This is a genomic window from Sphingomonas sp. TZW2008, assembly GCF_002117915.1.
GTDB lineage: Bacteria > Pseudomonadota > Alphaproteobacteria > Sphingomonadales > Sphingomonadaceae > Sphingomonas.
The window spans coordinates 142,176-165,957 of the sequence record NZ_BDJB01000003.1 but is presented as its reverse complement, the minus strand read 5'-3'; the positions used below and the strand labels follow the sequence as shown (position 1 = coordinate 165,957).

At 69.4% G+C, this 23,782-nt stretch carries 18 protein-coding genes; 9 read left to right on the top strand and 9 right to left on the bottom strand.

Translation table 11 applies throughout. The features are described from left to right. Window positions 1-408: 408 nt before the first annotated feature. The 3 genes from acnA to B7L05_RS17325 form a co-directional block, all read right to left on the bottom strand. On the bottom strand, window positions 409-3,096 hold the full coding sequence (gene acnA / locus B7L05_RS02405) for an aconitate hydratase AcnA (protein WP_085808630.1): 2,688 nt from the start codon (window positions 3,094-3,096) through the stop codon (window positions 409-411). Window positions 3,097-3,322: 226 nt separating this feature from the next. Then, window positions 3,323-4,672, bottom strand: a complete 1,350-nt coding sequence (locus B7L05_RS02400) for a putative O-glycosylation ligase, exosortase A system-associated (protein WP_085808629.1) — start codon at window positions 4,670-4,672, stop codon at window positions 3,323-3,325. Then, window positions 4,665-4,808 carry a hypothetical protein gene (locus B7L05_RS17325; protein WP_179187101.1) on the bottom strand — a complete coding sequence of 48 codons (144 nt, stop codon included), beginning with the start codon at window positions 4,806-4,808 and terminating at the stop codon, window positions 4,665-4,667. The genes B7L05_RS02400 and B7L05_RS17325 overlap by 8 nt, the downstream gene beginning before the upstream one ends. A 93-nt stretch (window positions 4,809-4,901) precedes the next feature. Between B7L05_RS17325 and B7L05_RS02395 the strand changes: the two genes are divergently transcribed. Both B7L05_RS02395 and B7L05_RS02390 read left to right on the top strand, forming a co-directional pair. After that, window positions 4,902-6,140: a TIGR04063 family PEP-CTERM/XrtA system glycosyltransferase gene (locus tag B7L05_RS02395; protein ID WP_085809052.1), complete on the top strand. Its 1,239-nt coding sequence runs from the start codon at window positions 4,902-4,904 to the stop codon at window positions 6,138-6,140. After that, the gene (locus B7L05_RS02390) at window positions 6,140-7,177 is read left to right on the top strand and encodes a hypothetical protein (RefSeq protein WP_179187100.1); all 1,038 of its coding nucleotides are present in this window, start codon (window positions 6,140-6,142) and stop codon (window positions 7,175-7,177) included. The genes B7L05_RS02395 and B7L05_RS02390 overlap by 1 nt, the downstream gene beginning before the upstream one ends. Before the next feature lie 10 nt (window positions 7,178-7,187). On the opposite strand, the gene B7L05_RS02385 is transcribed toward B7L05_RS02390, so the two are convergent. Then, the gene (locus B7L05_RS02385; protein WP_085808627.1) at window positions 7,188-7,502 is read right to left on the bottom strand and encodes a hypothetical protein; all 315 of its coding nucleotides are present in this window, start codon (window positions 7,500-7,502) and stop codon (window positions 7,188-7,190) included. Beyond that, window positions 7,499-7,672, bottom strand: coding sequence for a hypothetical protein (locus B7L05_RS17320; protein WP_179187099.1), 174 nt, complete (start codon window positions 7,670-7,672; stop codon window positions 7,499-7,501). Before B7L05_RS17320 ends, B7L05_RS02385 begins: the two co-directional genes overlap by 4 nt. A gap of 89 nt (window positions 7,673-7,761) precedes the next feature. Here B7L05_RS17320 and B7L05_RS02380 point away from each other — a divergent pair, with 89 nt between their 5' ends. Beyond that, the gene (locus B7L05_RS02380) at window positions 7,762-8,376 is read left to right on the top strand and encodes a LexA family transcriptional regulator (protein ID WP_085808626.1); all 615 of its coding nucleotides are present in this window, start codon (window positions 7,762-7,764) and stop codon (window positions 8,374-8,376) included. An 18-nt stretch (window positions 8,377-8,394) separates the two neighbouring features. On the opposite strand, the gene B7L05_RS02375 is transcribed toward B7L05_RS02380, so the two are convergent. After that, window positions 8,395-8,583, bottom strand: a complete 189-nt coding sequence (locus B7L05_RS02375) for a hypothetical protein (protein WP_085808625.1) — start codon at window positions 8,581-8,583, stop codon at window positions 8,395-8,397. A 113-nt stretch (window positions 8,584-8,696) separates the two neighbouring features. On the opposite strand from B7L05_RS02375, the gene B7L05_RS02370 reads away from it, so the two are divergent. The 4 genes from B7L05_RS02370 (at window position 8,697) to B7L05_RS02355 (ending at window position 16,901) form a co-directional block, all read left to right on the top strand. Beyond that, window positions 8,697-8,900, top strand: a complete 204-nt coding sequence (locus B7L05_RS02370; protein ID WP_085808624.1) for a hypothetical protein — start codon at window positions 8,697-8,699, stop codon at window positions 8,898-8,900. 48 nt (window positions 8,901-8,948) lie between these two features. Further along, the gene (locus B7L05_RS02365) at window positions 8,949-10,922 is read left to right on the top strand and encodes an autotransporter assembly complex family protein (protein WP_085808623.1); all 1,974 of its coding nucleotides are present in this window, start codon (window positions 8,949-8,951) and stop codon (window positions 10,920-10,922) included. Beyond that, the gene (locus B7L05_RS02360; protein ID WP_085808622.1) at window positions 10,922-15,034 is read left to right on the top strand and encodes a translocation/assembly module TamB domain-containing protein; all 4,113 of its coding nucleotides are present in this window, start codon (window positions 10,922-10,924) and stop codon (window positions 15,032-15,034) included. The genes B7L05_RS02365 and B7L05_RS02360 overlap by 1 nt, the downstream gene beginning before the upstream one ends. A 91-nt stretch (window positions 15,035-15,125) precedes the next feature. Beyond that, window positions 15,126-16,901 (top strand): SLC13 family permease, encoded by a 1,776-nt coding sequence (locus B7L05_RS02355; protein ID WP_085808621.1) that lies wholly within the window; start codon window positions 15,126-15,128, stop codon window positions 16,899-16,901. A gap of 46 nt (window positions 16,902-16,947) precedes the next feature. Here the strand turns inward: B7L05_RS02355 and B7L05_RS02350 are convergent, their stop codons facing one another. Both B7L05_RS02350 and B7L05_RS02345 read right to left on the bottom strand, forming a co-directional pair. Further along, window positions 16,948-17,244, bottom strand: a complete 297-nt coding sequence (locus tag B7L05_RS02350) for an EthD family reductase (protein WP_085808620.1) — start codon at window positions 17,242-17,244, stop codon at window positions 16,948-16,950. Window positions 17,245-17,305: 61 nt separating this feature from the next. Continuing rightward, window positions 17,306-18,733, bottom strand: a complete 1,428-nt coding sequence (locus B7L05_RS02345) for an aldehyde dehydrogenase family protein (protein WP_085808619.1) — start codon at window positions 18,731-18,733, stop codon at window positions 17,306-17,308. A gap of 220 nt (window positions 18,734-18,953) precedes the next feature. On the opposite strand from B7L05_RS02345, the gene B7L05_RS02340 reads away from it, so the two are divergent. Continuing rightward, window positions 18,954-19,889 carry a right-handed parallel beta-helix repeat-containing protein gene (locus B7L05_RS02340; RefSeq protein ID WP_085808618.1) on the top strand — a complete coding sequence of 312 codons (936 nt, stop codon included), beginning with the start codon at window positions 18,954-18,956 and terminating at the stop codon, window positions 19,887-19,889. Between the two features lie 45 nt (window positions 19,890-19,934). On the opposite strand, the gene B7L05_RS02335 is transcribed toward B7L05_RS02340, so the two are convergent. Beyond that, window positions 19,935-21,641, bottom strand: a complete 1,707-nt coding sequence (locus B7L05_RS02335) for an alkaline phosphatase family protein (protein WP_085808617.1) — start codon at window positions 21,639-21,641, stop codon at window positions 19,935-19,937. A 91-nt stretch (window positions 21,642-21,732) separates the two neighbouring features. Here B7L05_RS02335 and B7L05_RS02330 point away from each other — a divergent pair, with 91 nt between their 5' ends. Then, on the top strand, window positions 21,733-23,712 hold the full coding sequence (locus B7L05_RS02330; protein WP_256926571.1) for a protein-disulfide reductase DsbD: 1,980 nt from the start codon (window positions 21,733-21,735) through the stop codon (window positions 23,710-23,712). Window positions 23,713-23,782 lie beyond the last annotated feature (70 nt).

Here is a 23,782-nt window from a genome sequence, read left to right as displayed (position 1 = left end):
CTCGTCGCTAATTGGTGATCGTCGCACAAAGGGCGGATCGCGCCGCTATGCTCCGACGCATCGCCGACTGCGCAGACTATCGTCGACCGTACGATTCCGGAGATTGGCGATCTCCAGATAGATGCGCTGAAACCGGCAGGACGGTCGGGCGGTGAGGCACTCGCCACCTAGCGCGGCTCGATGCAGCCGCGCGATCGCTGCTAGGCGCGCAAGGCGCCGGGGATAGCAGATGCTGTCAGGTACAAAGATAAGTAGCGTGAGCGGCGTTCCATCGCGGGCGGACAGTGTCTTACGAACGATACGTCGTGGCCACCGGAAAGGTCAGTCAGCGGATACGCAGATTGAGTTGCGGTACGTTGCAAGCGGACTGCCGCCCCGGCGCGTGAGGCACCGGGGCGGCAGGGATCTTCAGGCGGCGAGGTTGCGCAGCACGTACTGCAGGATGCCGCCGTTGAGGAAATATTCGAGCTCGTTGACGGTATCGATCCGGCAGCGTGTCTCGATCTGCTCGACCGTGCCGTCGGCGCGGGTAAGCTTGACCATCACCGTCTGGCGTGGGCGCAGGCTGGCGACACCCTCGATCGTGAAGGTCTCGCTGCCGTCGAGCTTCAGCGTCTGGCGCGTCACGCCGTCGGCGAACTGAAGCGGGAGGACGCCCATGCCGACTAGGTTCGAGCGGTGGATACGCTCGAAGCTCTCGGTGATGACCGCACGCACGCCGAGCAGGTTGGTGCCCTTCGCCGCCCAGTCGCGCGACGAGCCGGTGCCATATTCCTTGCCCGCGACGATGACGAGCGGCGTGCCGTCCGCCTTGTGGCGCATGGCGGCGTCGTAGATCGGCATCACCTCGCCGTTGTACGACGACATGCCGCCCTCGATCCCCGGCACCATCTCGTTCTTGATGCGGATGTTGGCGAAGGTGCCGCGCATCATCACGTCGTGGTGCCCGCGGCGCGCGCCGTAGCTGTTGAAGTCCTGCTTCGACACCTGATGCTCCTGCAGCCAGGTGCCGGCCGGGCTGTCGGCCTTGATCGAGCCGGCGGGCGAGATGTGATCGGTGGTGATCGAATCGCCGAGGATCGCAAGCGGCTTCGCGTCGATGATGTCGGTGATCGGCTTGGGCGTCATCTCCATCCCGTCGAAATACGGCGGATTGGCGACATAGGTGGAGCCGGCGCGCCACGTATAGGTGTCCGACCCCTCGACCTCGATCCCGCGCCACTTCTCGTCGCCGGCATAGACGTTGCCGTAGCGCGCGCGGAACATGCCGTCGTCGATGTTCGCCACCATCAGGTCGTTGATCTCCTGATTGGTGGGCCAGATGTCCTTGAGATAGACGTCCGCGCCATCGCTGCCTTGGCCGAGCGGCGTGTCGTTCATGTCGGTCGTGACAGTGCCGCGCAGCGCATAGGCGACGACGAGCGGCGGCGAGGCGAGGAAGTTCGCGCGCACGTCGGCCGAGACGCGGCCCTCGAAGTTGCGGTTGCCCGACAGGACCGAGGCGGCGACGAGATCGTTGTTGTTGATCGCCGACGAGATCGCGGGCGCGAGCGGGCCGGAATTGCCGATGCAGGTGGTGCAGCCGTAGCCGACGAGGTTGAAGCCGATCGCGTTCAGATCTTCGGTGAGACCCGCCTTGTCGAGATAGTCGGTGACGACCTGGCTGCCCGGCGCGAGCGAGGTCTTGACCCATGGCTTGCGCGTGAGGCCCTTGGCGCGTGCCTTGCGCGCGACGAGCCCGGCGGCGACCAGCACGGACGGGTTCGAGGTGTTGGTGCAGCTGGTGATCGCGGCGATCACGACGTCGCCATCGCCGATGTCGTGATCGTGACCCTCGACCGCGACGCGGTGCGGCTGTTCCTTGTGGTAGATCTTGAACAGATCCGCGTTGAACACCTCGTCCACCGCGTCGAGGCTGACCTTGTCCTGCGGCCGCTTCGGGCCGGCGAGCGACGGCACGACGGTGCCCATGTCGAGCTCGAGCGTATCGGTGAAGACGGGATCGGGCGCGTCGGCGTAGCGCCACATGCCCTGCGCCTTGCTGTACGCCTCCACGAGGGCGACGACCTCATCGGGGCGGCCGGTGAGGCGCATATAATCGAGCGTCTTGTCGTCGACCGGGAAGAAGCCGCAGGTCGCGCCATATTCGGGCGCCATGTTGGCGATCGTCGCGCGATCGGCGAGCGTCATCTGATCGAGGCCCGGGCCGTAGAATTCGACGAAGCGGCCGACGACGCCCTTGGCACGCAGCATCTGCGTGACGGTGAGGACGAGATCGGTGGCGGTGATGCCCTCGCGCAGCGCGCCGGTCAGCTTGAAGCCGACGACTTCAGGGATGAGCATCGAGACCGGCTGGCCGAGCATCGCGGCCTCCGCCTCGATCCCGCCGACGCCCCAGCCGAGCACGCCAAGGCCGTTGACCATCGTGGTGTGGCTGTCGGTGCCGACGAGCGTGTCGGGATAGGCGATGGCGGTGCCGCCCTTCGCATGATCGCCGGTTTCATTCGTCGACCAGACGGCATTGGCGACATATTCGAGGTTCACCTGGTGGCAGATGCCGGTGCCGGGAGGAACGACCTTGAAATTGTCGAGCGCCTTCGAACCCCATTTGAGGAATTCGTAGCGTTCGAAGTTGCGGGCGTATTCGAGCTCGACATTCTCGCCGAACGCCTGCGGGGTGCCGAATTCGTCAACCATCACCGAGTGATCGATGACGAGGTGGACCGGCACCTGCGGATTGATCTTCGCCGCGTCACCGCCGAGCTTGGTGATCGCATCGCGCATCGCGGCGAGATCGACGACGCACGGCACGCCGGTGAAATCCTGCATCAGCACGCGCGCGGGGCGATACTGGATCTCACGGTCCGAACGGCGCTCGCGCTGCCAGTCGACGATTGCCTGCACGTCTTCCGGTGTGACGGTCTTGCCATCCTCGAAGCGCAGCATGTTCTCGAGCAGCACCTTCATCGAGAAGGGCAGGCGCGAGATATCGCCGTATTTTTCGGCCGCGACCTCGAGCGCGTAGTAATCGTAGCTCTTGCCACCGGCGTCGAGCGTGCGGCGAGCGTTCAAGGTATCCTGGCCGATGGCGGTCATGCGGGTCCTTTCCCCAAAAATGCGGCCAGCCTGAGCGCGGCGGGGAGGCGGGGGCGGCAAGGCCCCTCGCGCGGGCGCGCCCGGACGGGCGAAGGCGAGACGTTTGCGCGGGCGATAGCAGCGCGAAGAGTAAGGGGGAAGGAGGGAAGCGGGACCTGCGCGACAAAAGACTTGACGCGCGCGGCTTCTCGCGAACCGCTTGCAACAAGGGGCAGGAGGCAGTCGCCTAGGCGGTAGCGGGGACTGGGCGTTGGCGGCGCATCGGCTGCCACGACGTCTCGCTGGCGCGGCGTTTCAGATAGGTGTCGAGGCCGATCTGCGCGCCGAGCAGCATGTAGAGGAACGACTGAAAGGCGATGCCGACAAACGCCCCGCCGAGCAGGTAGATGAGCTGCGCGTGCTGCAGCGCGCCGGCGAGGCTGCCCGCCCAGGCGAGATCCCCACTGCGGTAGCGCCGGCGCAGCACCTCCATGCGGATCACGCCGATCGCGTTGATCAGCAGCCACAGCGCGAGGCCGAAATAGCCCTGTTCGCCGAGCATTTCGAAATAGCTCGAGTGATAGGCGCGGCTCTTGTCAACGGTGAGGTTGCGCTTGACGGTGGTGCTCGCACCCTCACCCGCGACATGGACGGTATCGTAGCGGATGCGGTTCTGGCGATATGCCTCGAACCCGCCGCCGAACGGGTGATCCTTGGCGTAGTCCCATGTCCACTGCCACACTGCGAGGCGCGTCGAAGCGCTCTCGTCGGCCTTGTACGTCTTGATCGTGCCCATCCGCTCGCTGAACGCCGACGGGAGGAACGGCACCGCGACGAGCCCGAGCAGCGCGATTCCCCCGAGGTAGAGCATGCGACGCTTCACCTCGCGCAGCATCAGCACCGCGAGCAGGCCGATGCATAGAAGCCCGGTGCGCGCCGAGGTGCCGACCGGGATCAGCAGGCAGGCGAAGACGAGGGCAAGACAGAACAGCTTCACGCGCCAATCGGGCTCGTAGATCGTGCCGTTCTTCGCGAACCACAAAATGATCGGGATCAACGAGATCGCCACGGCGGAGATGATCGAGCCTTCGTAGAGCCCCGAATTGTTCGAGACCATCAGGTTGAGCTCGCCGTAGCCGCCGCCCGAGGCGAGCGTCTTGATCCCGCCGACGATGACGATCGAGCTCGCCGACAGCACCATGAAGAGCAGTAGCGCCTCGATCCTGAGCTTGGTGCGCAGGGTGAGCGGCAGGAAGACGGCGAAGGCGAGGTTTTTCCACACCCATTCCCACTTCTCCGCCGCCTCGACCGGGAAATCGGCGGTGCGCGTCGTGATGCCGCAATAGATCAGCAGCAGCAGGATCAGGCCCTGCCGCGGGGCGAAGCGCGAATCGGCCTTGTTGTCGACCACCGCCCAGGCGAGCACCGCGAGCCCCGCGGCGATCAGGGAGATCGGCACCGCGTTGAGCAGATAATAGGTCAGCCGCTGCGGCGAGACGATGTCGATGTAGACGTAGGTCAGCACGAACACGAACGGGCGACGGAAGCCGAGCCCGAGCAATGCGACGAGAAAGCCGATGAACGCGAGATCACGCACGCGGGCGACGCCCCCTGGTGGGCATGGCCGGATCGTCGGCGCGGGGCTCGACGTCGAGATCGTCGCGGCGCAGCAGCAGCCACGCGGCGAGCAGCAGCAGGCCATGGCTTAGCCCAAGGGCGAAATTGTCGATCATGGCCGGTCGCGCGCTCGCCTGTCTGATGGGAAGCGCCGGTGTTAGCCGCGGGCGGTTGACGCGGCGTTAAGCGGAGCGTGGCAGGGGATGCGCATGCGCATTCTCCACGTTCTCGATCACGGGTTGCCGCTGCAGAGCGGTTATACGTTTCGCACGCGCGCGATCGTCAAGGCGCAGCAGGCGCGCGGCTGGGACGTCGCGGCAGTGACAGGGCCGCGCTACCACGCCGATGCGCCGGGGGCGGAGCGGGTCGACGGGATCGATTTCCACCGCACCGCGCCAGCGATCAGACTGCCCGCGCCGCTCGGTGAAATGGCGGAGGTGGCGGCGTTCGCGCGGCGCATCGCCGGGGTGGCGCGCGACTTTCGCCCCGACATCATCCACGCGCACTCGCCGGTGCTGGGCGCGCTGGCGGCGCTGCCGGTGGCGCGGCGCACCGGGTTACCGCTGCTATACGAGATCCGCGCTTTCTGGGAGGATGCGGCGGTGGGCAACGGCACCGGGCGCGAGGGGTCGGCACGCTATCGCCTGACGCGCGGGCTGGAGAGCTGGGCAGTGGCACGCGCCGACGCGGTGGCAGTGATCTGCGAGGGGCTGAAGCGCGATCTGATCGCGCGCGGCGTCGCCGACGAGCGCATCATGGTATCGCCAAACGGCGTCGACATGACGATGTTCGGCGCGCCGCCGCCACGTGACAAAGCGCTGGGCGAGACGCTGGGGCTCGACGGCGAGGTGATCGGTTTCATCGGCAGCTTCTATGATTACGAGGGGCTCGACGATCTGATTGCGGCGATGCCGGCGCTGATCGAACGGCGCCCTCGCGCACATCTGATGCTGGTCGGCGGGGGGCCGATGGAGGCGAAGCTGCGCGCGCAGGCGGCGGCCTCCCCCGCGGCGGACCGGATCCGCTTCGTCGGGCGGGTGCCGCACGATGAGGTCGAGCGCTATTACAGCCTGGTCGACGTGCTCGCCTATCCGCGCAAGCGGATGCGGCTGACCGATCTCGTCACCCCGCTGAAGCCGCTGGAGGCGATGGCGCAGGGCCGGCTGGTCGCCGCGTCCGATGTCGGCGGGCACCGCGAGCTGATCCGTGACGGCGAGACGGGGACGCTGTTCGCGGCAGACGATCCGGCAGCAATCGCGCAGGCGCTCGCCGGGCTGCTCGCCGATCGCAGCGGCTGGGCGGCACGGCGCGAGCGGGCCCGCGCGTTCGTCGAGAGTGAGCGTAACTGGTCGTCAAATATTGCGCGTTACGAACCCGTCTATCAGCGGCTGGTCACGGCCGCGCGGAAGGGTCGGACATGGGCGCAGCGAACAACGGTACGAACCTGATGCGACAGGCGGCCCCGATCGCTCTCGCGGGACTAGGCGTCGTCGTGGCAGGCGTCGTCGCTGCGCTGCCACAGCCGCGGATCGACCTGTTGGTATGGCGATTGTGGCTGCCGCACATCATCCCCGCCGCGGCGCCGCCGGTCGGCGTGACGGGGCGGGTGGCGCTGGCGATCGGAGCGCTGCTGCCGTTCCTCGGCGCGGCGCTGCTCGTGCACCTGATCGGCAACGGCAGGGTGCGCTTCCCGGCGCGGCGGTCGACGGCCCCCGCGACAGCCATCAAGACGGTATCGGTCCGCCGTGCCGATGCGCATCCCGATGCGCCGCCGCGCCGGCCGATCCGCGCGAGTGAGGACCTGGGCCCGCCGCTGCCGATCGCTGCGCCGCCGCCGTCGGGCCGCGTGCCCGAACCCGAGCGGCCGCTGCCGGCCGACCTCGACCTGCCGCTCGCCGCGTTCGATCCGATTGCCATGCCCGATGCGCCGCTCGCCCCGACGCCTACCGTCGCGCCGCTCGTCGTGCTGCCGCCCGTCACCGCGATGTCGGCGTCGTCGGCGCATGGCTTCGGCGAGTGGGAAAGCGGCAGTGAAGAGCCGGGAGTGGCGAAGAGCATGCCCTATGAATTGCCGGTAGCGGCGCCCGCTTGGGAGGGGGCCGAAGCTCGAGCAGGGTCGCAGAAACCGGTCAAGGAAACGGCAGCCGCAGCAGCCTGGCTTATCGAACTCGTCGAACCCGAGACGGATCGGACCATGGCCGCGCCGGCTGTCGACCTCGTCGATGCCGCGCCGAGCGCTGGATCGCGCGACATGGGGGTCGAGCAAGATCCGGCGCCCCCGGTCGAGCATGCCAACGATACGCTGTCGTTCCTGACGGCGGTGCCCAAGCCGGTCGGCGAGACGTCGATCGCGAGCTTGCTCGATCGGCTCGAGCGCGGCGCCAAGCGGCGTGCTGCCCCGACGCCGCCACCTGCGCCGGTTCCGGCGCCGGCGGCGAGCCTAGATGATACACTGGGCATGCTGCGGCGGCTGGCGACGAACTGACCGCCGCGCACTAGGCGGCGGCGACGGTCAGCGCGTCGATCCGCAGATGCAGGCGGCCGGCATGCTCAACCGCATGGGCGACGGCGAGATCGGCGACAAGATGGCCCGACAGCGGCAGCGGCTGCTGCGGTAAAGATCTCAGCCAGTTCGTGACGGCATCGCCGACGGGGGCGGTGATCGCAAAGGCGTGGTGTGCGCCGCTGAGTGTTGCGCTGAACCACGGCCGCGTGTCGCAGCTATCGACCTCGACCGTCGCACCCGAGTTCTCAGCCGATCGCGCGAGTGCGCGCCCGAGCAGCGCGCCCGTGCCGGGCCCGCGCATCACTGCACCTCCTTGAGAGCAGCTTCGACGCGGGCGCGGATGCCGGGCCCCGGCATTCGCCCGGCGCGCAGATCGTGCACCAATCGCGGATCATTGACGGTGCGTCGCCCGAAGGTCGACGGCGAGACGCCGGTCAGGCGAAGGTAGCGATCGATCTCGACCAGCAGGGACATGGCAGCGCGCTCCGACTCGTTGTGTTCGTACTTTGTTCTCGTACCTTTTCCAACTTGTCTAGGAAATTTCCTATGGCTAGGATTGGGCGATGGATCGTGCTGTCGCAACTGCGCTCGAGCAACTGGCGGCGGCGCGCGGGGTATCGCTGTCGGAACTGTCGCGGCTGATCGGGCGCAACGTCGCCTATCTCCAACAATTCGTGCGGCGCGGTACGCCCCGGCGGCTCGACGAACGCGACCGGGCAACGCTCGCGCGCTTCTTCGGCGTCGCCGAATCGGTACTGGGCGGCGCGGCGCCGGAGCAGGAGGTGGCGGTACCGTATCTGTCGCTGGCCGCATCGGCGGGACGTGGCGCGGTGGCGGGGCCTGAGACGGTGCTGCGCACGGTGGCGTTCACCGCGCGGATGCTGCGCGACGAGGGCATCGACTTGGGCGCTGCATCGATGATCGATGCGGTCGGCGATTCGATGCTGCCGACGATCCGCGCGGGCGATCGCCTGCTGGTCGATCGCAGCGACCGGCGCGTCGCGGCGGCGGGCATCTACGTCGTCAGGCGCGATGAGGATCTGCTGGTCAAGCGCGTCCGGACGGACCGTTCGGGCCTGACGCTGCTGAGCGACAATCCGGACTATCCACCGATCGCGTGCGTGCCGGACGAGGCGACGGTGGTCGGCCGCGTCAAGCTGCTGCTGCGCGTGCCGTAGCGGTGCGCGCGGCGCGGATTAGCCGCGTGTGCGCAGCCAAATGGCGACCGACAGCGCGACGCCGACGGCGAGCCCGATCAGGAAGCCGATCGTCGTCTGCCCGTTCATGAAGCCGAGGACGGTGCCGACCAGCAGCGACATGGCGATGAGGAAACCCCCGGCGCTGGGGGGGCGGGATGGTCGATCGTTCATGATGCGCGCGTCCATCGCACGTCGCGCCGGCCGACGCCACCGGCGTTAACCGTTGCCGTTCACGCGATGTCATCGGCTACGCGTCATACCGGCGCTACACCATAGATACAGGGTCGCCCTTGACGCCGATGATCTTCCTTGCCGACCGCGCCGCGGTCGACGATGCCGCCTTGCTGATCGCCGAACATGGCGGTGCGGCCGCCTTCGAGGCGGCGAGCCGCGCGAACCGCAGCCGCGCGGTGGGCAACGTCGTCCACTTCTGCCGCTGGCGGCAGATCGAGCGGCTGATCGACCTGCTTGCGACCGACTACGCCTGCGGCACGGTACACTGAGGCGCGCGCGGCATTGCCGCTGGCGGGCGCAGACCGTAGGGACAGGGAATGTACGGGCGAGGCGCGCTGGGCGGCGCGGCAGGTCTTTTTGCGTTCCTCGCCGCGACGCCGTCAACGGCGCAGCAGGCCGATGCGCCCGCAGCGCGGCAGACCGATATCGGGCAGGCGGGCGCGCCTGCGACCGGCACCACGCTCGATCCGTCCGCGCCGCTCGCCGACCTGCCCGATATCGGCGTCGCCTGGCCCGAGCTGGCACCCGAGCCCGCAGCGGCAACGGCGGTGCAGGCCACCGCGAGCGGCGAAACGCGCTACAGCTGGCGGCTCGACGGGATGGACGGCATCGGCTCGCCGCTGCTGCGCGAGCGGTTCGCCGAGCTGTCGGTGCTCGATCAGCATGACGGCGAGCCGTCCAATGCGGCGCAGCTCGACCGGCGCGCGCGCGAGGATGCGGCGCTGCTGGTCACGCTGCTGCGCGGCGAGGGCTATTACGATGCGCGCGTCGACATGCGGATCGACACGGCCGGCGCGCGCCCGCTGGTGGTTCTCGATGTCGTGCCCGGCCCGATCTATCGGCTGAAGGACGTGACCGTCGCGGGCGTTGCGGCGGCGGGGGCGAAGGCCGAGACGCTGCGCGAGGCATTCGCGGTCAAAGCCGACGATCCGGTCAACGCCGATCGCATCGCGGCGGCCGAGGCGCGGCTGCGCAGCGAAGTGGGCGAGCAGGGCTTTCCCTTCGCGCGTGTCACCGACCCGGTCGTGACGATCGATCGCGAAGCGCGCACCGCGACGCTCGACGTCGGCGTCGACCCGGGCACGCCGCGCGTGTTCGGGCAGGTGCGCACCAACGCGAACAATCGCGTGTTCGATGCGCAACACGTCGCCGAGATCGCGCGCTTCTCGCCCGGCAAGCCCTATTACGCGCCAGCGCTGGACGATTTGCGCCGCGCGCTGATTCAGACTGGGCTCGTCTCAGTCGCCGAGGTGAAGCCGGTACCGGGGACGACGCCCGAGACGGTCGACATCGACGTGCGGTTGGAACGCGCACCGCCGCGCACGATTGCGGGCGAGGTCGGCTACGGCACGGGCGAGGGCGCGCGCGTCGAGGCGAGCTGGACGCACCGCAACCTGTTCCCGCCCGAAGGTGGGCTGACGCTGCGCGGCGTGCTGGGCACGCAGGAGCAGCTTGGCGCGGTGACGTTCCGCCGTAACAATTTCCGCGGGCGCGACCGCGTGCTGACCGCGCAGATTGCCGCCGCCCACACGCAGCGCGACGCGTACGAGGCGAACACCTTTTCGCTGTCGGGTAGCCTGGAGCGGCAGACCAACATCTTCTTTCAGAAGACGTGGACGTGGTCGCTCGGTGCCGAACTGCTCGCATCAGACGAGCGCGACGTGATCGTATCAACCGGCGCGCCGCGGCGGCGGACGTTCTTCATCGCCGCGGCGCCGACGAGCCTGACCTACGACGGATCGGACGACCTGCTCAACCCGACGAGCGGCTTCCGGCTTGGCGGGCGGCTGAGCCCCGAGCTGTCGCTGCAGGGATCGACGTTCGGCTATACCCGCGCGCAGATCGACGCGAGTGCGTATCGCGCGATTGGCGGCGTGGTGCTGGCCGGGCGTGTGCGGCTGGGCACGATCGTGGGCGCGCCGCGTGATGCGATCGCCCCGTCGCGCCGCTTCTACGCCGGCGGGGGCGCATCGGTGCGCGGCTACGGCTATCAATCGATCGGGCCGCGCGACCCCAACAACGATCCGATCGGCGGGCGCAGCCTCGCCGAATTCGCGATAGAGGGCCGGATCAAGGCGTTCGGCAATTTCGGCGTGGTGCCGTTCTTCGACGCGGGCAACATCTACACCGGCGGCGTGCCGGACTTCTCGGGCCTGCGCTACGGGGCCGGCGTCGGTGTGCGCTACTACAGCAATTTCGGGCCGATCCGCATCGACGTGGGCACGCCGATCAATCCGCAGCCCGGCGATTCGCGCGTCGCGGTCTACGTGTCGCTCGGCCAGGCGTTCTGATGCGGCATTGGCGCTGGATCGCAGGGTTTGCGGCGCTGCTCGTCGGCATTGCGGCGGTGACGGCATGGATCGTCGACACCCAGATGGGCCATCGCTGGATCGCGGAGCGGATCAACGCCGCCCGGCCCGCAAACGGGCTGCGCTTCAGCGTCGGGCGGATCGACGGATCGATCTACACCCGTGCGGTGCTGCGCGACGTGCGCGTTGCCGATCCGGACGGGCTGGTGTTTGCGGCGCCGCGCGCCGACCTCGACTGGCGGCCGTTCGCGTGGCTGTCGAACCGGCTCGAGATCCGTTCGCTCACCGTGCCGGTCGCGACCTTTGCCAAGATCCCGCGCACGCTAGCGACGGGGCCGAGCCCCCTGCTGCCCGATTTCGACATCGCGATCGGGCGGTTGACGGTCGAGCGTCTGGTGGTCGGGCGGGCGGTGACCGGCGCGGTGCGCTACGGCCGGATCGACGGGCGCGCCGATATCCGCGGCGGGCGCGCGCAGGTTGCGCTCGACGCGCGGATTGAGGGGAGCGACGCGCTGCGGCTGCGGATCGACGCGGTGCCGGACCGCAATCGCTTCGACATCGACGTGCGCGCACGTGGCAGCGCCAACGGCGTGCTCGCCAGGTGGACGGGAGTGCGGCGTCCGCTGTCGCTCGACGTCGGCGGGGCGGGACGCTGGGCGGCGTGGCAGGGGCGCGCGGTGGCGCTCGTCGGTACGGGAGGCGAGCGCGTGATCGACCTTGCGCTCGGCAATCGCGCGGGCGCCTATACGCTGACCGGGGTGGTGCGGCCGGGCGTGCTCACCACCGGCCGCGTGCGGCGGCTGACCGGGCCGCGCGTGCTGGTGAACGGCGCCGCGTCTTTTGCGATGCGGCGGCTCGACGGAACGCTCTCGCTGCGCTCGTCGGCGATTCAGCTCGAGGCGACGGGTGTCGCGGATCTGGCGGCGAGCGCGTGGCGCAACCTGCGGGTGCGCGCGCGGCTGCTCCAGCCGGCGGCGCTGTTCGACGACATGGGCGGGCGCGACGTCGAGCTGCGCGTGGTGCTCGACGGGCCGTTCCGCACCGCGGCGTTCGATTATCGCATCACCGCGCCGCACGTGGCGTTCGACGATACCGGCTTCGACGAGGCGCGCGCCGCGGGCCGCGGGCGGCTGTCGGCCGCGCCGATCGTGCTGCCGGTGCGCTTCACCGCGCGGCGCGTGACGGGCGTCGGCGACGTCGCCGGCGGGATCCTGCGCAACCTGTCGGTCGACGGCGTGCTGCGGATCACCGCGGCGATGATTACCGGCGACGACCTGCGTCTAAAGTCCGACAAGCTAACCGCGCGGATCGGGCTGACGGTGGATCTGCGCACCGGTGAGTATCAGGTCGGGCTGAACGGCGCGCTGGGACACTATCTGATCCCCGGGCTGGGCATCGTCGACGTGACGTCGCAGCTGCAGGTGGTGCCGGGACCGGGGCGGCGCGGCACGCGCGTCGTCGGCACCGGCACGGCGCAGATGGTGCGGCTCGACAACGGCTTCTTCCGCAACCTGGCAGGCGGGCTGCCGCGGATCGTCACCGCGCTCGAACGCACGCCCGACGGCATCCTGCATTTCCGCAACCTCGTGCTGACGGGTCCGTCGATCCGGCTAACGGGCAACGGCTTTCGCCGCCGTGACGGGACGTTCCATTTCGAGGGCGGCGGGCACCAGGCGAGCTACGGCCCAGTGACGCTCAAGCTGGATGGCCGGATCGAGCGGCCAACGATCGACCTTCTGTTCCAGCGTCCTGCCGACAGCCTTGGCCTCAGCGACGTGCGGCTGCATCTCGACCCGAGCGCGGGCGGGTTCGCGTTCGACGTGGCGGGCGGGTCGCGCCTCGGCGCGTTCACCGGCGCGGGCGAGATCCTGCTGCCGCGCGGCGGGCAGGACCGGATCGCACTCGCGCGGCTCGACTTGAGCGGGACGCGCGCGAGCGGATTGATCGACATCGTGCCGGGGGGCTTCGACGGTCGACTGGCGGTGGCCGGCGGCGGGATCAACGGCGAGGTGGCGCTGCGCCCGGTGGGGACGATCCAGCGCGTCGAGGCGCGGCTCGGGCTCAACGCGGCGACGCTGGCCGGGATCGGTACGGTGCGCCAGGGGCGGCTCGACCTCGCCGCGCTGCTCGATCCGGCGGGAACGTCGATCGACGCGACGCTGAGCGGGACGGGGCTGCGGCGCGGCGCGTTGAGCTTTGCGCGCTTCGCGGCGAACGCGAAGCTGCGCGGCGGCATCGGCCAGGTGCGCGCGGCGATCGCCGGCTCGCGCGGCCGCGCATTCGACATCCAGAGCGTGATCGACGTCAGGCCGGACAGCTATCGCGTGATGGCGGGCGGGACGGTCGACCGGCGGCCGTTGCAGCTCGAGACGCCGGCGGTGCTGACGCGCGACGGCGACGCGTGGCGCCTGGCGGCGACACGGCTGACCTTTGCCGGCGGCACGGCGACCGTTGCAGGGCGGTTCGGAAATGATGGGAACAGCATCGACGCGACGCTCGCGCGGATGCCGCTCGGCGTGCTCGACATCGGGTACCCCGGCCTTGGGCTTGGCGGCAGCGCGTCGGGGCGGCTGAGCTATGCCAGCGGGGCGGGCGGCACGCCGACCGGGCGGATCGACATGACGGTGCGCGGGCTGACGCGATCGGGTCTGCTGCTGTCGTCGACGCCGATCGACATGGCGGTGGCGGGCGTGCTGAGCGCCGATCGTGCCGGCGTGCGCGCGGTGGTGGCATCGGGGGGCAAGACGGTTGGGCGCGCGCAGGCGGTGCTGCGGCTGGGCGAAGGGGATCTGGCGCAGCGGATTGCGCGCGCCGGGCTGTTCGCGCAGCTTCGCTACGACGGACCGGCCGATACGCTGTGGCGGCTGAGCCGCGTCGAGCTGTTCGACCTGTCCGGACCGGTGGGCATCGCGGCGGACGTGAGCGGCAGCGTCGCCGATCCGCAGATCCGCGGCGTGGTGCAGGCCAAGAACGCCCGGATCGAGAGCGCGACGACGGGCACGGTGCTGAGCAACGTCCAGGCGGCGGGGCGGTTCGCCGGATCGCGGCTGGCGATCGAACGCTTCACCGCCGATGCGGGCAAGGGGAAGGTTAGCGGCACCGGGCGGTTCGACTTCGCGGCGGCGCAGGGGATCGGGCTCGACCTGACGCTCAATGCCGAGCGCGCGGTGATGATCGACCGCGACGATATCGCCGCGACGGTCACGGGGCCGCTGCGCTTTCAGTCGAGCGGGCGCGGCGGCGTGATCTCCGGCGCCGTGCGGCTCGATCGCAGCCGCTACCGGCTGGGGCAGGCGAGCGCGACGAGCGCGGTACCCCGGCTGATTGTGCGCGAGATCAACGCCCCCGACGGCAACGACGACGGCGTGCGTGCGCCGACACCGTGGCGGCTCGACATCAAGGCGCGCGCGGCCGACGCGCTGTTCGTCACCGGCCTTGGGCTGACGAGCGAATGGTCGGCCGACCTCGCGATCGGCGGCGCGCCCGACAACCCCGCGATCACCGGACGCGCCGACCTGATCCGCGGCGACTACGAATTCGCCGGCCGTGAATTCGAGTTGGCACGCGGCGTCATTCGCTTCGCGGGCGAGGTGCCGGCCAACCCCGCGCTCGATATCGAGGCGAACGCCAACTCAACCGGGCTGAACGCGTCGATCCGCGTGACGGGCGTCGCGCTTAAGCCCGAGATCAGCTTTACCAGCGTGCCCGCGCTGCCGCAGGACGAGCTGCTGTCGCGGCTGCTGTTCGGCACGTCGATCACCAACCTGTCGGCGCCCGAAGCGCTGCAGCTCGCGGCCGCGGTCGCCGCGTTGCGCGACGGCAATGGCGGGCTGAACCCGATCAACGCCGTGCGCCGCGCGGCGGGGCTCGACCGGCTACGCATCCTGCCCGCCGATCCGCAGACCGGGCAGGGCACGTCGATCGCGGCGGGCAAGTACGTGACACGGCGCCTGTACGCCGAGATTGTGACCGACGGGCAGGGCTATTCCGCGACACGCGTCGAATATCAGGTGACGCGCTGGCTTTCGCTGCTGTCGAGCATCTCGACGCTAGGGCGGCAGAGCGCCAATGTGCGCGTGTCGAAGGACTATTGATCGCGATCAAGCAGGCGGCCGGTGGCGACGCGCAACCTAACGTCTGCGCTCGCCGTTAGCTCATCTTCCTGAACGCCATCGAGGGGGACCGATGACGCTGCCGCAATATCTGTCGCTCGCGACGCTGGCGGGAATGATGGCGCTCTTCATCTGGGGGCGCTTCCGATACGACGTGACGGCGATCATCGCGCTGCTCGCCGCGCTGGCGCTGGGCATTGTCGCGCCGGCCGACGCGTTCAAGGGCTTCTCCGACGATATCGTCATCATCGTCGGATCGGCACTCGTCATCTCGGGCGCGGTGCAGCGATCGGGCGTGATCGAGCGCGCCCTGCGCAGCGTGTCGCGGCGCGTGACGAGTGTGCGCGGGCAGCTGCTGGTGCTGACCGGGTCGGTCGGTGTCGCCTCCGCGCTGGTCAAGAACATCGGCGCGCTCGCGATGCTGATGCCCGCGGCGTTCCAGATGGCGCGCAAGAGCGAGGCGAGCCCGTCGGTATTTCTGATGCCGATGGCGTCGGCCTCGCTGCTCGGCGGGCTAATGACGCTGGTCGGTACGTCGCCCAACATCATCGTCAGCCGATCACGCGAGCAGATGACGGGGCACCCGTTTGGGATGTTCGACTATACGCCGGTCGGCGCGTGCCTGTTCGTCGTCGGCATCGTCTATCTTGCGATCGCCTATCGCCTGATCCCGGCGGATCGGCGCGCCGCACCGACGATGGGCGAAGCGCTCGACATCACCGGCTATGTCACCGAAGTGACGATCACCGAAGGGTCTCCGGCGGGCGGCGAGACGGTCGACGCGTTCCTCGAGCGGCACGAGCATGAGATTACGATCACGCAGATCGTGCGCGCCGAGATGCGCAGCGCGCCGCACCACGACGACGTGCTGCACGAGGGCGACGTGCTGATCCTGGGCGGCGAGCCCGATGCCCTCGAGCGCGTGATCGCGGGCGATCGGCTGAAGCTGGAGGGCGAGGACCGCGCCGCCCCGGCGGGATCGGCCGACGACGAGGTGGGCGTGATCGAGGCGGTGGTCAACGTCGGATCGGTGATGGTGGGAGAAACGGCGGGGCGGCTCGACCTGCAGGCGCGCCACGGCGTGAATCTGATAGCAATCTCGCGCCGCGGCGAGCGGCTGTCGCGGCGGCTCGCCAACACCACGCTGCGCGCAGGCGACGTGGTGGTGCTGCAGGGGCCGCTGGGCCTTCTGCCCGAGCGGCTGCGCGATCTCGGCTGCCTGCCGCTGGCGGAGCGCGACATGCGGCTCGGCACCTCACGCCGCGGATGGCTGGCAGTGGGCATCCTGGGCGTGGCGATGGGAGCGACCGCGCTCGGGCTGATGCCGGTGGCGGTGGCGTTCTTCGCGGCGGCGGGGACGATCATGGCGATCGGCGCGCTTCCGGTGCGCGACGCGTACGAGCACGTCGAATGGCCGATCCTGATCATGCTCGGCGCGCTGATCCCGGTGTCCGACACGCTGCGTACGACGGGCGCGTCGAACGTGATCGCGACGTGGCTGGCGGAGGTCGCGCAGACGCTGCCGGGGTGGGGCGCGGTAGCGCTGATCCTGGCGGCGGCGATGGCGGTGACGCCGTTCCTCAACAATGCGGCGACGGTGCTGGTGATGGCGCCGATCGCGGCGACCTTCGCCAGCGACCTCGGCTATCGCCCCGAGGCGTTCCTGATGGCGACCGCGGTGGGCGCGGGGTGCGATTTCCTGACCCCGATCGGGCATCAGTGCAACACGCTGGTGATGGGCCCAGGAGGCTATCGCTTCGGCGACTATGCCCGGCTGGGCGCGCCGCTGTCGGTGATCGTCGTGCTGCTGGGCACGCCGCTGATCATGTTCTTCTGGCCGCTGCGCTGACGGCAGAGCGCCACCCCGGCGGGTTTGCCGGGGTGCCGCGCCGATATCAGAGTGCCTTACCGATCGAGACGGTCGGCGCGATGTCGGTGCAGTTGGCGACATCGGCGTGAAGCTCGCCGTTGCGCGGGTGCGCGAACGCCGTCGCCATCGCTTCGGGCGAGGAGAAATGGAAGTGCGCGATCATCGCGAAAGGCGCCGCGCCGCCGCCGGGGGCTTGACCCTCGATCAGCTCAACGCGCTCCGGATTCCAGATCTCCTTGGCGAGTTCCGCATGCGTCGCCTTGTAGTAATCGGTGTCGAACTTCGCACCTTCGTGGTTCGGATACAGCACGCTAACGATCATGGTCTCTCTCCCAAGAAAAAGGCCGCCCGGTTCGTGCCGGGCGGCCGTTCGATGATGGTGTTCAGGCGTTCTCGCCGACGATGGTCTTGACTTCCATGAAGTCGGTGAGGCCCCATTTGCCGCCCTCGCGCCCGTTGCCCGAAGACTTGTAGCCGCCGAACGGCGTCGGACCGTTGGGGCCCCAGGCGTTGATCGTGACGAGGCCCGCACGCAGCTTGCCAGCGATCTTTGCCGCTTCGGCCGGATCACCCGAGATCGTCGCCGACAGGCCGTATTCGGTGTCATTCGCCATCTCGACCGCCTGATCGGTATCTTCGTACGTAGAGATCGTCGCGACCGGGCCGAAGGTCTCCTCGCGGTAGATGCGCATTTCGGGCGTCACGTCGGCGAGCACCGTTGGCTTCACGTAATAGCCGGCGTTGCGGCCGTCCGGACGGCCGACGCCGCCCGTCACCAGCCGCGCGCCCTCATCGAGCGCGGACTGGATCAGCGTCTGGATCTTGTCGAACTGCGCCTTGTTGACGACCGGGCCGATGTGCGCGCCCTGCTTTTCCGGATTGTCGATCTGGGTGGCTTCCATGATCGCCTTCACGACCTCTTCGGCCTCGCTCACCTGGCTCTTGTGGACGAGCAGGCGCGTCGGCGCGATGCAGCTCTGCCCGGTGTTGGCGATGACGCCGGCGAGCGTCGGGGGCAGCACTTCGCCCAGCTTCGCGCCCTCGAGAACGACGTTGGGCGCCTTGCCGCCGAGTTCCTGGTGGACGCGCTTGACCGTCGCGGCAGCCGCGGTCGCGACCGCGATACCCGCGCGAGTCGAGCCGGTGAAGCTCACCATGTCGACGTCCTTGTGGCTCGACAGCGCGGCGCCGACGGTCGGCCCGTCACCGTTGACGAGGTTGAACACGCCTGCGGGCACGCCCGCCTCGGCGATGATCTCGGCGAGAATCATGGCGTTGCTCGGCGCTTCCTCGGACGGCTTCAGCACCATGGTGTTGCCGGCGGCGAGCGCGGGCGCGACCTTGGCGCAGATCTGGTTGAGCGGCCAGTTCCACGGCGTGATCATCGCGACGACGCCGATCGGCTCGTGCACGACGCGCGCGCCCTTGGCGGCGCTTTCCGAGAAGCTGAATTCCTTGAGCGCGGCGAGCGTGCCCATGAAGTGGCCGAGCCCGGCGGGTGCCTGCGCCATGCTGGCGAACGAGATTGGCGCGCCCATCTCGCGGCTGGTGGCGGCGGCGAGATCGGGGATGCGTGCCTTGTAGCCGGCAATGATCTTCTCGAGGATCGCGGCGCGTTCCTCGACGCTGGTCTGCGACCACGTCTTGAACGCCTTCTTCGCGGCGGCGACCGCCTTGTCGACGTCTGCCGCGCTGCCAAGCGTGATCTCGGTGCAGGGCTGCTCGGTCGACGGGTCGATCACCTCGTGGCGCTTGCCACCGTCGCTCTCGACCCAGGCGCCGTCGATATAGTGTTTCAGGTAGCTTTGCATCGTGCCTCTCCGCCAATTGGATTCGACGTTTCGGTACGCACATGCGGCGCGCTCATTTGCGTTGCAACAGGAAACGCGATTGCCGGTGGCCGTACCGCGACGGGACAGAAGCGCGGACCATCAACCGATGGGTGGATCGCGCGGCTCACGTTAACTGCGTTTGGCGGTATCGGTGGTAACCCGGACGCGGCAGGAGCGAGGATGAAAGGATCCCCGTTACATGCGCCTTGCCCCCGTCATCCTCCTCCTCGCGCTCGCCGCGCCCGCGACCAGCCAGCAGGTGCGCGCGCCGTTCACCGTGCAGGAAACGGGCGAGGGCTATGCGACGCTCGACGATGCGCTGTCGAAGAACCGGGGGCGCGATTTCACCGTGCTGATCGCACCCGGAGTCTACAACGAGTGCGCAGTCCAGCAGGCCGGCCGCGTGACGTTCAAGGCGATTCAGCCGGGCACCGCGATCTTCGAGGGGGCGTGCGAGGGCAAGGCGGCGCTGGTGCTGCGCGCGGGCGGCGCGGTTGTCGACGGACTGGTGTTCCGCGGCATTCGCGTGCCCGACGGCAATGGCGCGGGCATCCGGATCGAGATCGGCGACCTCGTCGTCAGGAACTCGATGTTCCTCGACAGCCAGGAGGGCATTCTCGGTGCGACCGAGGATCCGGTGAACATCACGATCGACCGGTCGACCTTCTCGGGCCTCGGGCAATGCCACGAAACCGAGGATTGCGCGCACTCGATCTATCTCGGCAATTCCGGATCGGTGACGATCACCAATTCGCGCTTCGAGCGCGGCCGCGGCGGGCATTACGTGAAGCTGCGCGTGCCGCGCGTGTCGATCACCGACAACAGCTTCGACGATACCGGCGGCGATCGCACCAACTACATGATCGACCTGCCCGAAGGGGGAACGGGCGAGATCGCGCGCAACACTTTCGTCCAGGGCATGCGCAAGGAAAACTGGAGTGGCATGATCGTGGTGGCGGCGGAGCAGCGCAAGTATCGCTCGGCGGGCCTAAGCGTCCACGACAACGTCGCCCGCCTTGCGCCGGGGCAGGAGAAAAGCCCGGCGTTCCTCGCCAACGTCAGCGGCGAGCGGCTGGCGCTGGGCACCAACAAGCTGGGCGCCGGCGTGCGCCCCTACGAGACGCGCCAGCCCTGACCCGGGGCGCGCCCTCCCGGTCGGTGGGAGGACGTGCCGGGGTGCTTACCGGCGGCAGGTGTCGCCGAGGCCGGGGTCGAGATCCAGACAGCGGCCGTCGAGCCCGGCGACCGGCAGGCCGATCGAGGCGGCGAGCGTCGGGACGATATCCACCGTCTCGACCGACAGCGGCTGCTCGAATCCGTCCATGCCTGCGCGCCAGAATAGGATCGGCACCCGGCGATCGTAATCCCACGGGCTGCCGTGCGTCTCGACATAGCCCGGCCCGGGCGCGACGATCGTGCTGACGCGCGGCTTGAGCAGCACGAGCAGGTCGCCCGAGCGATCGGCATCGTAGGAGGCGCGCGCACGCTCGGCGAGCGTCCAGGTTTCGGGCGGGGTGCGCGGCATCGGCGTCGCCTCGATCTCCGCGCGGGTCAGCACGGCGGCGACCTGCGGCATCGCGCGGTAGCGCTTAACCGCTTCGGCGATCACCGCGGGGCGTTTGGCGGCCGGCACGTCGTTCGCGATGTAGAGGTCGCTCTCCGGCCCGAGCAAAACCGGCCCGGCGATGCCGAGTGCCTGGCCGATCGCGGGACCGACGACCTTGGCGGCAAGCGTCGGATCGACGTGCGCCTCCATCGGCATCGCGCGCGCGATCTGCCGCTCGGTCATGTCGTGCGCGCCGTGATCGGCGGTGAGCACGACCTCGTAATCGATCTTCCACTCGTCGAGCTTGTCGAGGAAGGCGCCGAGCGACTGGTCGAGTTCGGCCATCTGGATGCACATCTCCGAGCCCTGCGTGCCGAAGGCGTGGCCGACGTAATCGGTCGCCGACGCACCGACCGCGATGAGATCGGTCGCCTGGCCCTGGCCGAGCTTCATGTCCTGCACGAAGGCCGCGGCGGTGGCGAATACCGCGCCGTCGATCGCGGGCGAGGCGCGGAAGGCGCGCGCGTCGCCTGCGGCACGTTCGAACCGGCCGGTGCCGAGCATTTGCTCGCCGACGCGAATCGGCTTCGACTGGCCCTGGCAAAAAGCGGGAAGGTCGAGCGCCGCCTGTGGCTTGGCGACGAGCGACGCGATCGCATCCTTCGCGCGCTGTGCGACCGGCGGCGTCGGGCGGCCGGCGAGCGTGGCGAGTTCCTTGCCGTTCCAGAACCAGATCTGATCGGTGGTGTGGCCGCCCATCATGATCGCCGCGCGATCCTTGCCGGCGACCGAGACGACTCGGCTCTTCGGGTTGGCGCGCTTCATCATGTCGCCCAGCGTCGGCACCTTGAGGTGAAGATCGGAGGGCGTGTAGCTGTCGTGGTTGCTGCCGGGAACGCGCTCGTCTTCCGCGCAATAGACGAGCTTGTCGGCGCGGCCGACGCGCTGGTCGAGCCAGGTGTTGGCGATGATGCCGGTGTGCGCGGGGCGCATGCCGGTGAGGATCGTCGAGTGGCCCGGGCACGTCTCGGTCGCGGCATGGCCCTGATAGCCCGAGGGGAAGACCGCGCCGGTCAATAGCCGCTTGAACCCGCCGGTGAACTTGTCGCGATATTGCGCGAACAGATCCGCCGAGAGCTGATCGATCGAAATCGCGACGACGAGGCGTGGCGGTGTACGCGGCGCGGTTGCCTGCGGCGCACCGGGCGGCGGGGGCGTGGGGGCGGTCTGCGACGTTGGGGTCTGCGGTGCACGGTCCTGCGCGGGGGCGACGGCCGCCGGCGCGGTTGCGGCGGGGGCCAGCGCGATCGATGCGAGCACGGCGGCAAGATACGGTTTCATCGAGGACCTTGATGCAAAGCGGGATGTGGCGCGGTATGTGCCCGTCATGACAGCTAGGCAAGCGTGGGTAGCGGCGTTCGTTTGGATCGTGATGACGCTGTCGGCGTCGCTCGCGGGCGCACAGCCGCGACACCTGGCGATCGATCTCGTCCCCGAGACTGCAATACCCGCGGCGGGCAGCACGGTGACGCTGGCATTCGATGCGCGGCCCGAGAAGGGCTGGCACGGCTATTGGAAGAACGGCGGGGACGCGGGCGTCGAAACGCGGCTGACGTGGACGCTGCCGGCTGGCGTCCGCGCGGGCGCGTTGCGCTACCCCGTGCCGGGGCGGCTGATCGTCGCGGGGCTGATGAACTACGTCTACGAGGCGCCGTTCGCGACGCTCGTCGACGTGACGATCCCGGCGGGGTTGGCGGCGGGAACGCGGCTGCCGGTGCAGGTGAAGGCGGATTACCTCGTGTGTACCGAGGAGATCTGCGTGCCCGAGACGCAGACGCTGTCGACGATGCTGACGGTGGGCGACGGCGCGATCGACCCAGCGACGCGCGCGCGGTTCGACGGGTGGCGGCGGAAGCTCCCGCGGCCGCTGGGGTCGCCGGCGACATGGGCGGCGGCTGCAGGTGCGTTCCGGCTGGCGGTGCCGTTTCCGGCCGAGGCGCCGATCGGTGCGGCCTATTTCTACCCGCTGGCGGCGGGCGCGATCGATTATGCCGCGCCGCAGGCGGTGACGCGTGACGGCGATCGGATCATCGTCGCCACCAGGGCGGCGGCGACGCCGGCGAGCGGACCGATCGAAGGCGTGCTGGCGACGGGTGACGGAACCGGGTTCGCGGTGACGGCGGCGCCTGGGCGGGTCGAGCCGGTGGCGCCGGAAACGGGCGGCGCGTGGCGCGCGGCGGCCATCGCCTTTGCCGGGGCGCTGATCGGCGGGCTGCTGCTCAACATCATGCCGTGCGTGTTTCCGATCCTAAGCCTCAAGGCGCTGAGCCTCGCCAAGGCGGGCGGGGAGGAGCGCGCCGCACGCGCCGAGGCGCTCGCCTATACCGCCGGTGTGGTGCTGGTGTGCCTCGCGCTGGGCGGCGCGCTGCTCGCGCTTCGCGCGGGCGGGGCGAGTGTCGGCTGGGCTTTCCAGCTGCAGGACCCGCGCGTAATCGGCGTGCTGCTGCTGCTGACGGCGGCGATCGCGTTCAACCTCGCCGGGCTGTTCGAACTGCCGACGCCGCGCTTTGCCGGCCGATCGGGCGCGGGCGGCGCGTTCGCGACCGGTGCGCTGGCGGCGTTCGTCGCGACGCCGTGCACCGGGCCGTTCATGGGCGCGGCGCTGGGTGCGGCGCTGGTGCTGCCGCCCGTCGCCGCGATGCTGGTATTCGCCGGGCTCGGGCTCGGCATCGCACTGCCGTTCCTTCTGATCGGCTTTGTCCCCGCGCTGCGCCGCCGTCTGCCCAAACCGGGGGCGTGGATGGTGCGGCTGCGCCACCTCCTGTCCGTGCCGATGTTCCTCACTGCGCTGGCGCTCGCCTGGGTGCTGGGGCGACAGGCGGGGGTCAACGCGATGACGATCGGGCTGGCGGCGATCCTGCTCGCCGGATGCGGGCTTTGGTGGACCGGGCAGCGGCAGGCCGGCGGGCGCGCGCGTGCATGGTGGCCGGCGATCCCGGCGCTGGCGCTAGGCTTGCTGGCGGTGTTGCTGGTGAAGCCGCAGGCGGCGACGGCGTCGGTCGCGACGGGGATCGCGGGGTCCGAGCCGTTCAGCGAGGCGCGGCTTGCCGCGCTGCAGCGCGAGGGCCGACCGGTGTTCGCCTATTTCACCGCCGACTGGTGCCTGACGTGCAAGGTGAACGAGAAGGCGGCGATTGAGACCACCGCGACGGCGCGCGCGTTCGCCGATGGCAAGGTCGCGGTGCTGGTGGGGGACTGGACCGACGGCGATCCGGTGCTCGGCCGCTTCATCGAGGCGCACAACCGCGCCGGCGTGCCGCTGTATCTGTGGTATCCAAAGGGCGCGACGCAGCCGCGCGTGCTGCCGCAGTTGCTGTCGACGGGGATGCTGACGGCGCTGCCGGCTAGCTGAGGGCTATCTACCTTCGCGTGTCGTACTGAATTGTCCGGCGCGCACGATCGCTGCGTCCCGCTACTTGTGC

What these genes read in the sequence shown, in the direction of transcription:
- acnA (WP_085808630.1), bottom strand. Translation starts at nt 3,096, where the DNA reads ATGACCGCCATCGGCCAGGATACCTTGAACGCTCGCCGCACGCTCGAC.
- B7L05_RS17325 (WP_179187101.1), bottom strand. Translation starts at nt 4,808, where the DNA reads ATGATCGACAATTTCGCCCTTGGGCTAAGCCATGGCCTGCTGCTGCTC.
- B7L05_RS02395 (WP_085809052.1), top strand. Translation starts at nt 4,902, where the DNA reads ATGCGCATTCTCCACGTTCTCGATCACGGGTTGCCGCTGCAGAGCGGT.
- B7L05_RS02390 (WP_179187100.1), top strand. Translation starts at nt 6,140, where the DNA reads ATGCGACAGGCGGCCCCGATCGCTCTCGCGGGACTAGGCGTCGTCGTG.
- B7L05_RS17320 (WP_179187099.1), bottom strand. Translation starts at nt 7,672, where the DNA reads ATGTCCCTGCTGGTCGAGATCGATCGCTACCTTCGCCTGACCGGCGTC.
- B7L05_RS02380 (WP_085808626.1), top strand. Translation starts at nt 7,762, where the DNA reads ATGGATCGTGCTGTCGCAACTGCGCTCGAGCAACTGGCGGCGGCGCGC.
- B7L05_RS02375 (WP_085808625.1), bottom strand. Translation starts at nt 8,583, where the DNA reads ATGGACGCGCGCATCATGAACGATCGACCATCCCGCCCCCCCAGCGCC.
- B7L05_RS02370 (WP_085808624.1), top strand. Translation starts at nt 8,697, where the DNA reads ATGATCTTCCTTGCCGACCGCGCCGCGGTCGACGATGCCGCCTTGCTG.
- B7L05_RS02365 (WP_085808623.1), top strand. Translation starts at nt 8,949, where the DNA reads ATGTACGGGCGAGGCGCGCTGGGCGGCGCGGCAGGTCTTTTTGCGTTC.
- B7L05_RS02360 (WP_085808622.1), top strand. Translation starts at nt 10,922, where the DNA reads ATGCGGCATTGGCGCTGGATCGCAGGGTTTGCGGCGCTGCTCGTCGGC.
- B7L05_RS02355 (WP_085808621.1), top strand. Translation starts at nt 15,126, where the DNA reads ATGACGCTGCCGCAATATCTGTCGCTCGCGACGCTGGCGGGAATGATG.
- B7L05_RS02350 (WP_085808620.1), bottom strand. Translation starts at nt 17,244, where the DNA reads ATGATCGTTAGCGTGCTGTATCCGAACCACGAAGGTGCGAAGTTCGAC.
- B7L05_RS02345 (WP_085808619.1), bottom strand. Translation starts at nt 18,733, where the DNA reads ATGCAAAGCTACCTGAAACACTATATCGACGGCGCCTGGGTCGAGAGC.
- B7L05_RS02340 (WP_085808618.1), top strand. Translation starts at nt 18,954, where the DNA reads ATGCGCCTTGCCCCCGTCATCCTCCTCCTCGCGCTCGCCGCGCCCGCG.
- B7L05_RS02335 (WP_085808617.1), bottom strand. Translation starts at nt 21,641, where the DNA reads ATGAAACCGTATCTTGCCGCCGTGCTCGCATCGATCGCGCTGGCCCCC.
- B7L05_RS02330 (WP_256926571.1), top strand. Translation starts at nt 21,733, where the DNA reads ATGACGCTGTCGGCGTCGCTCGCGGGCGCACAGCCGCGACACCTGGCG.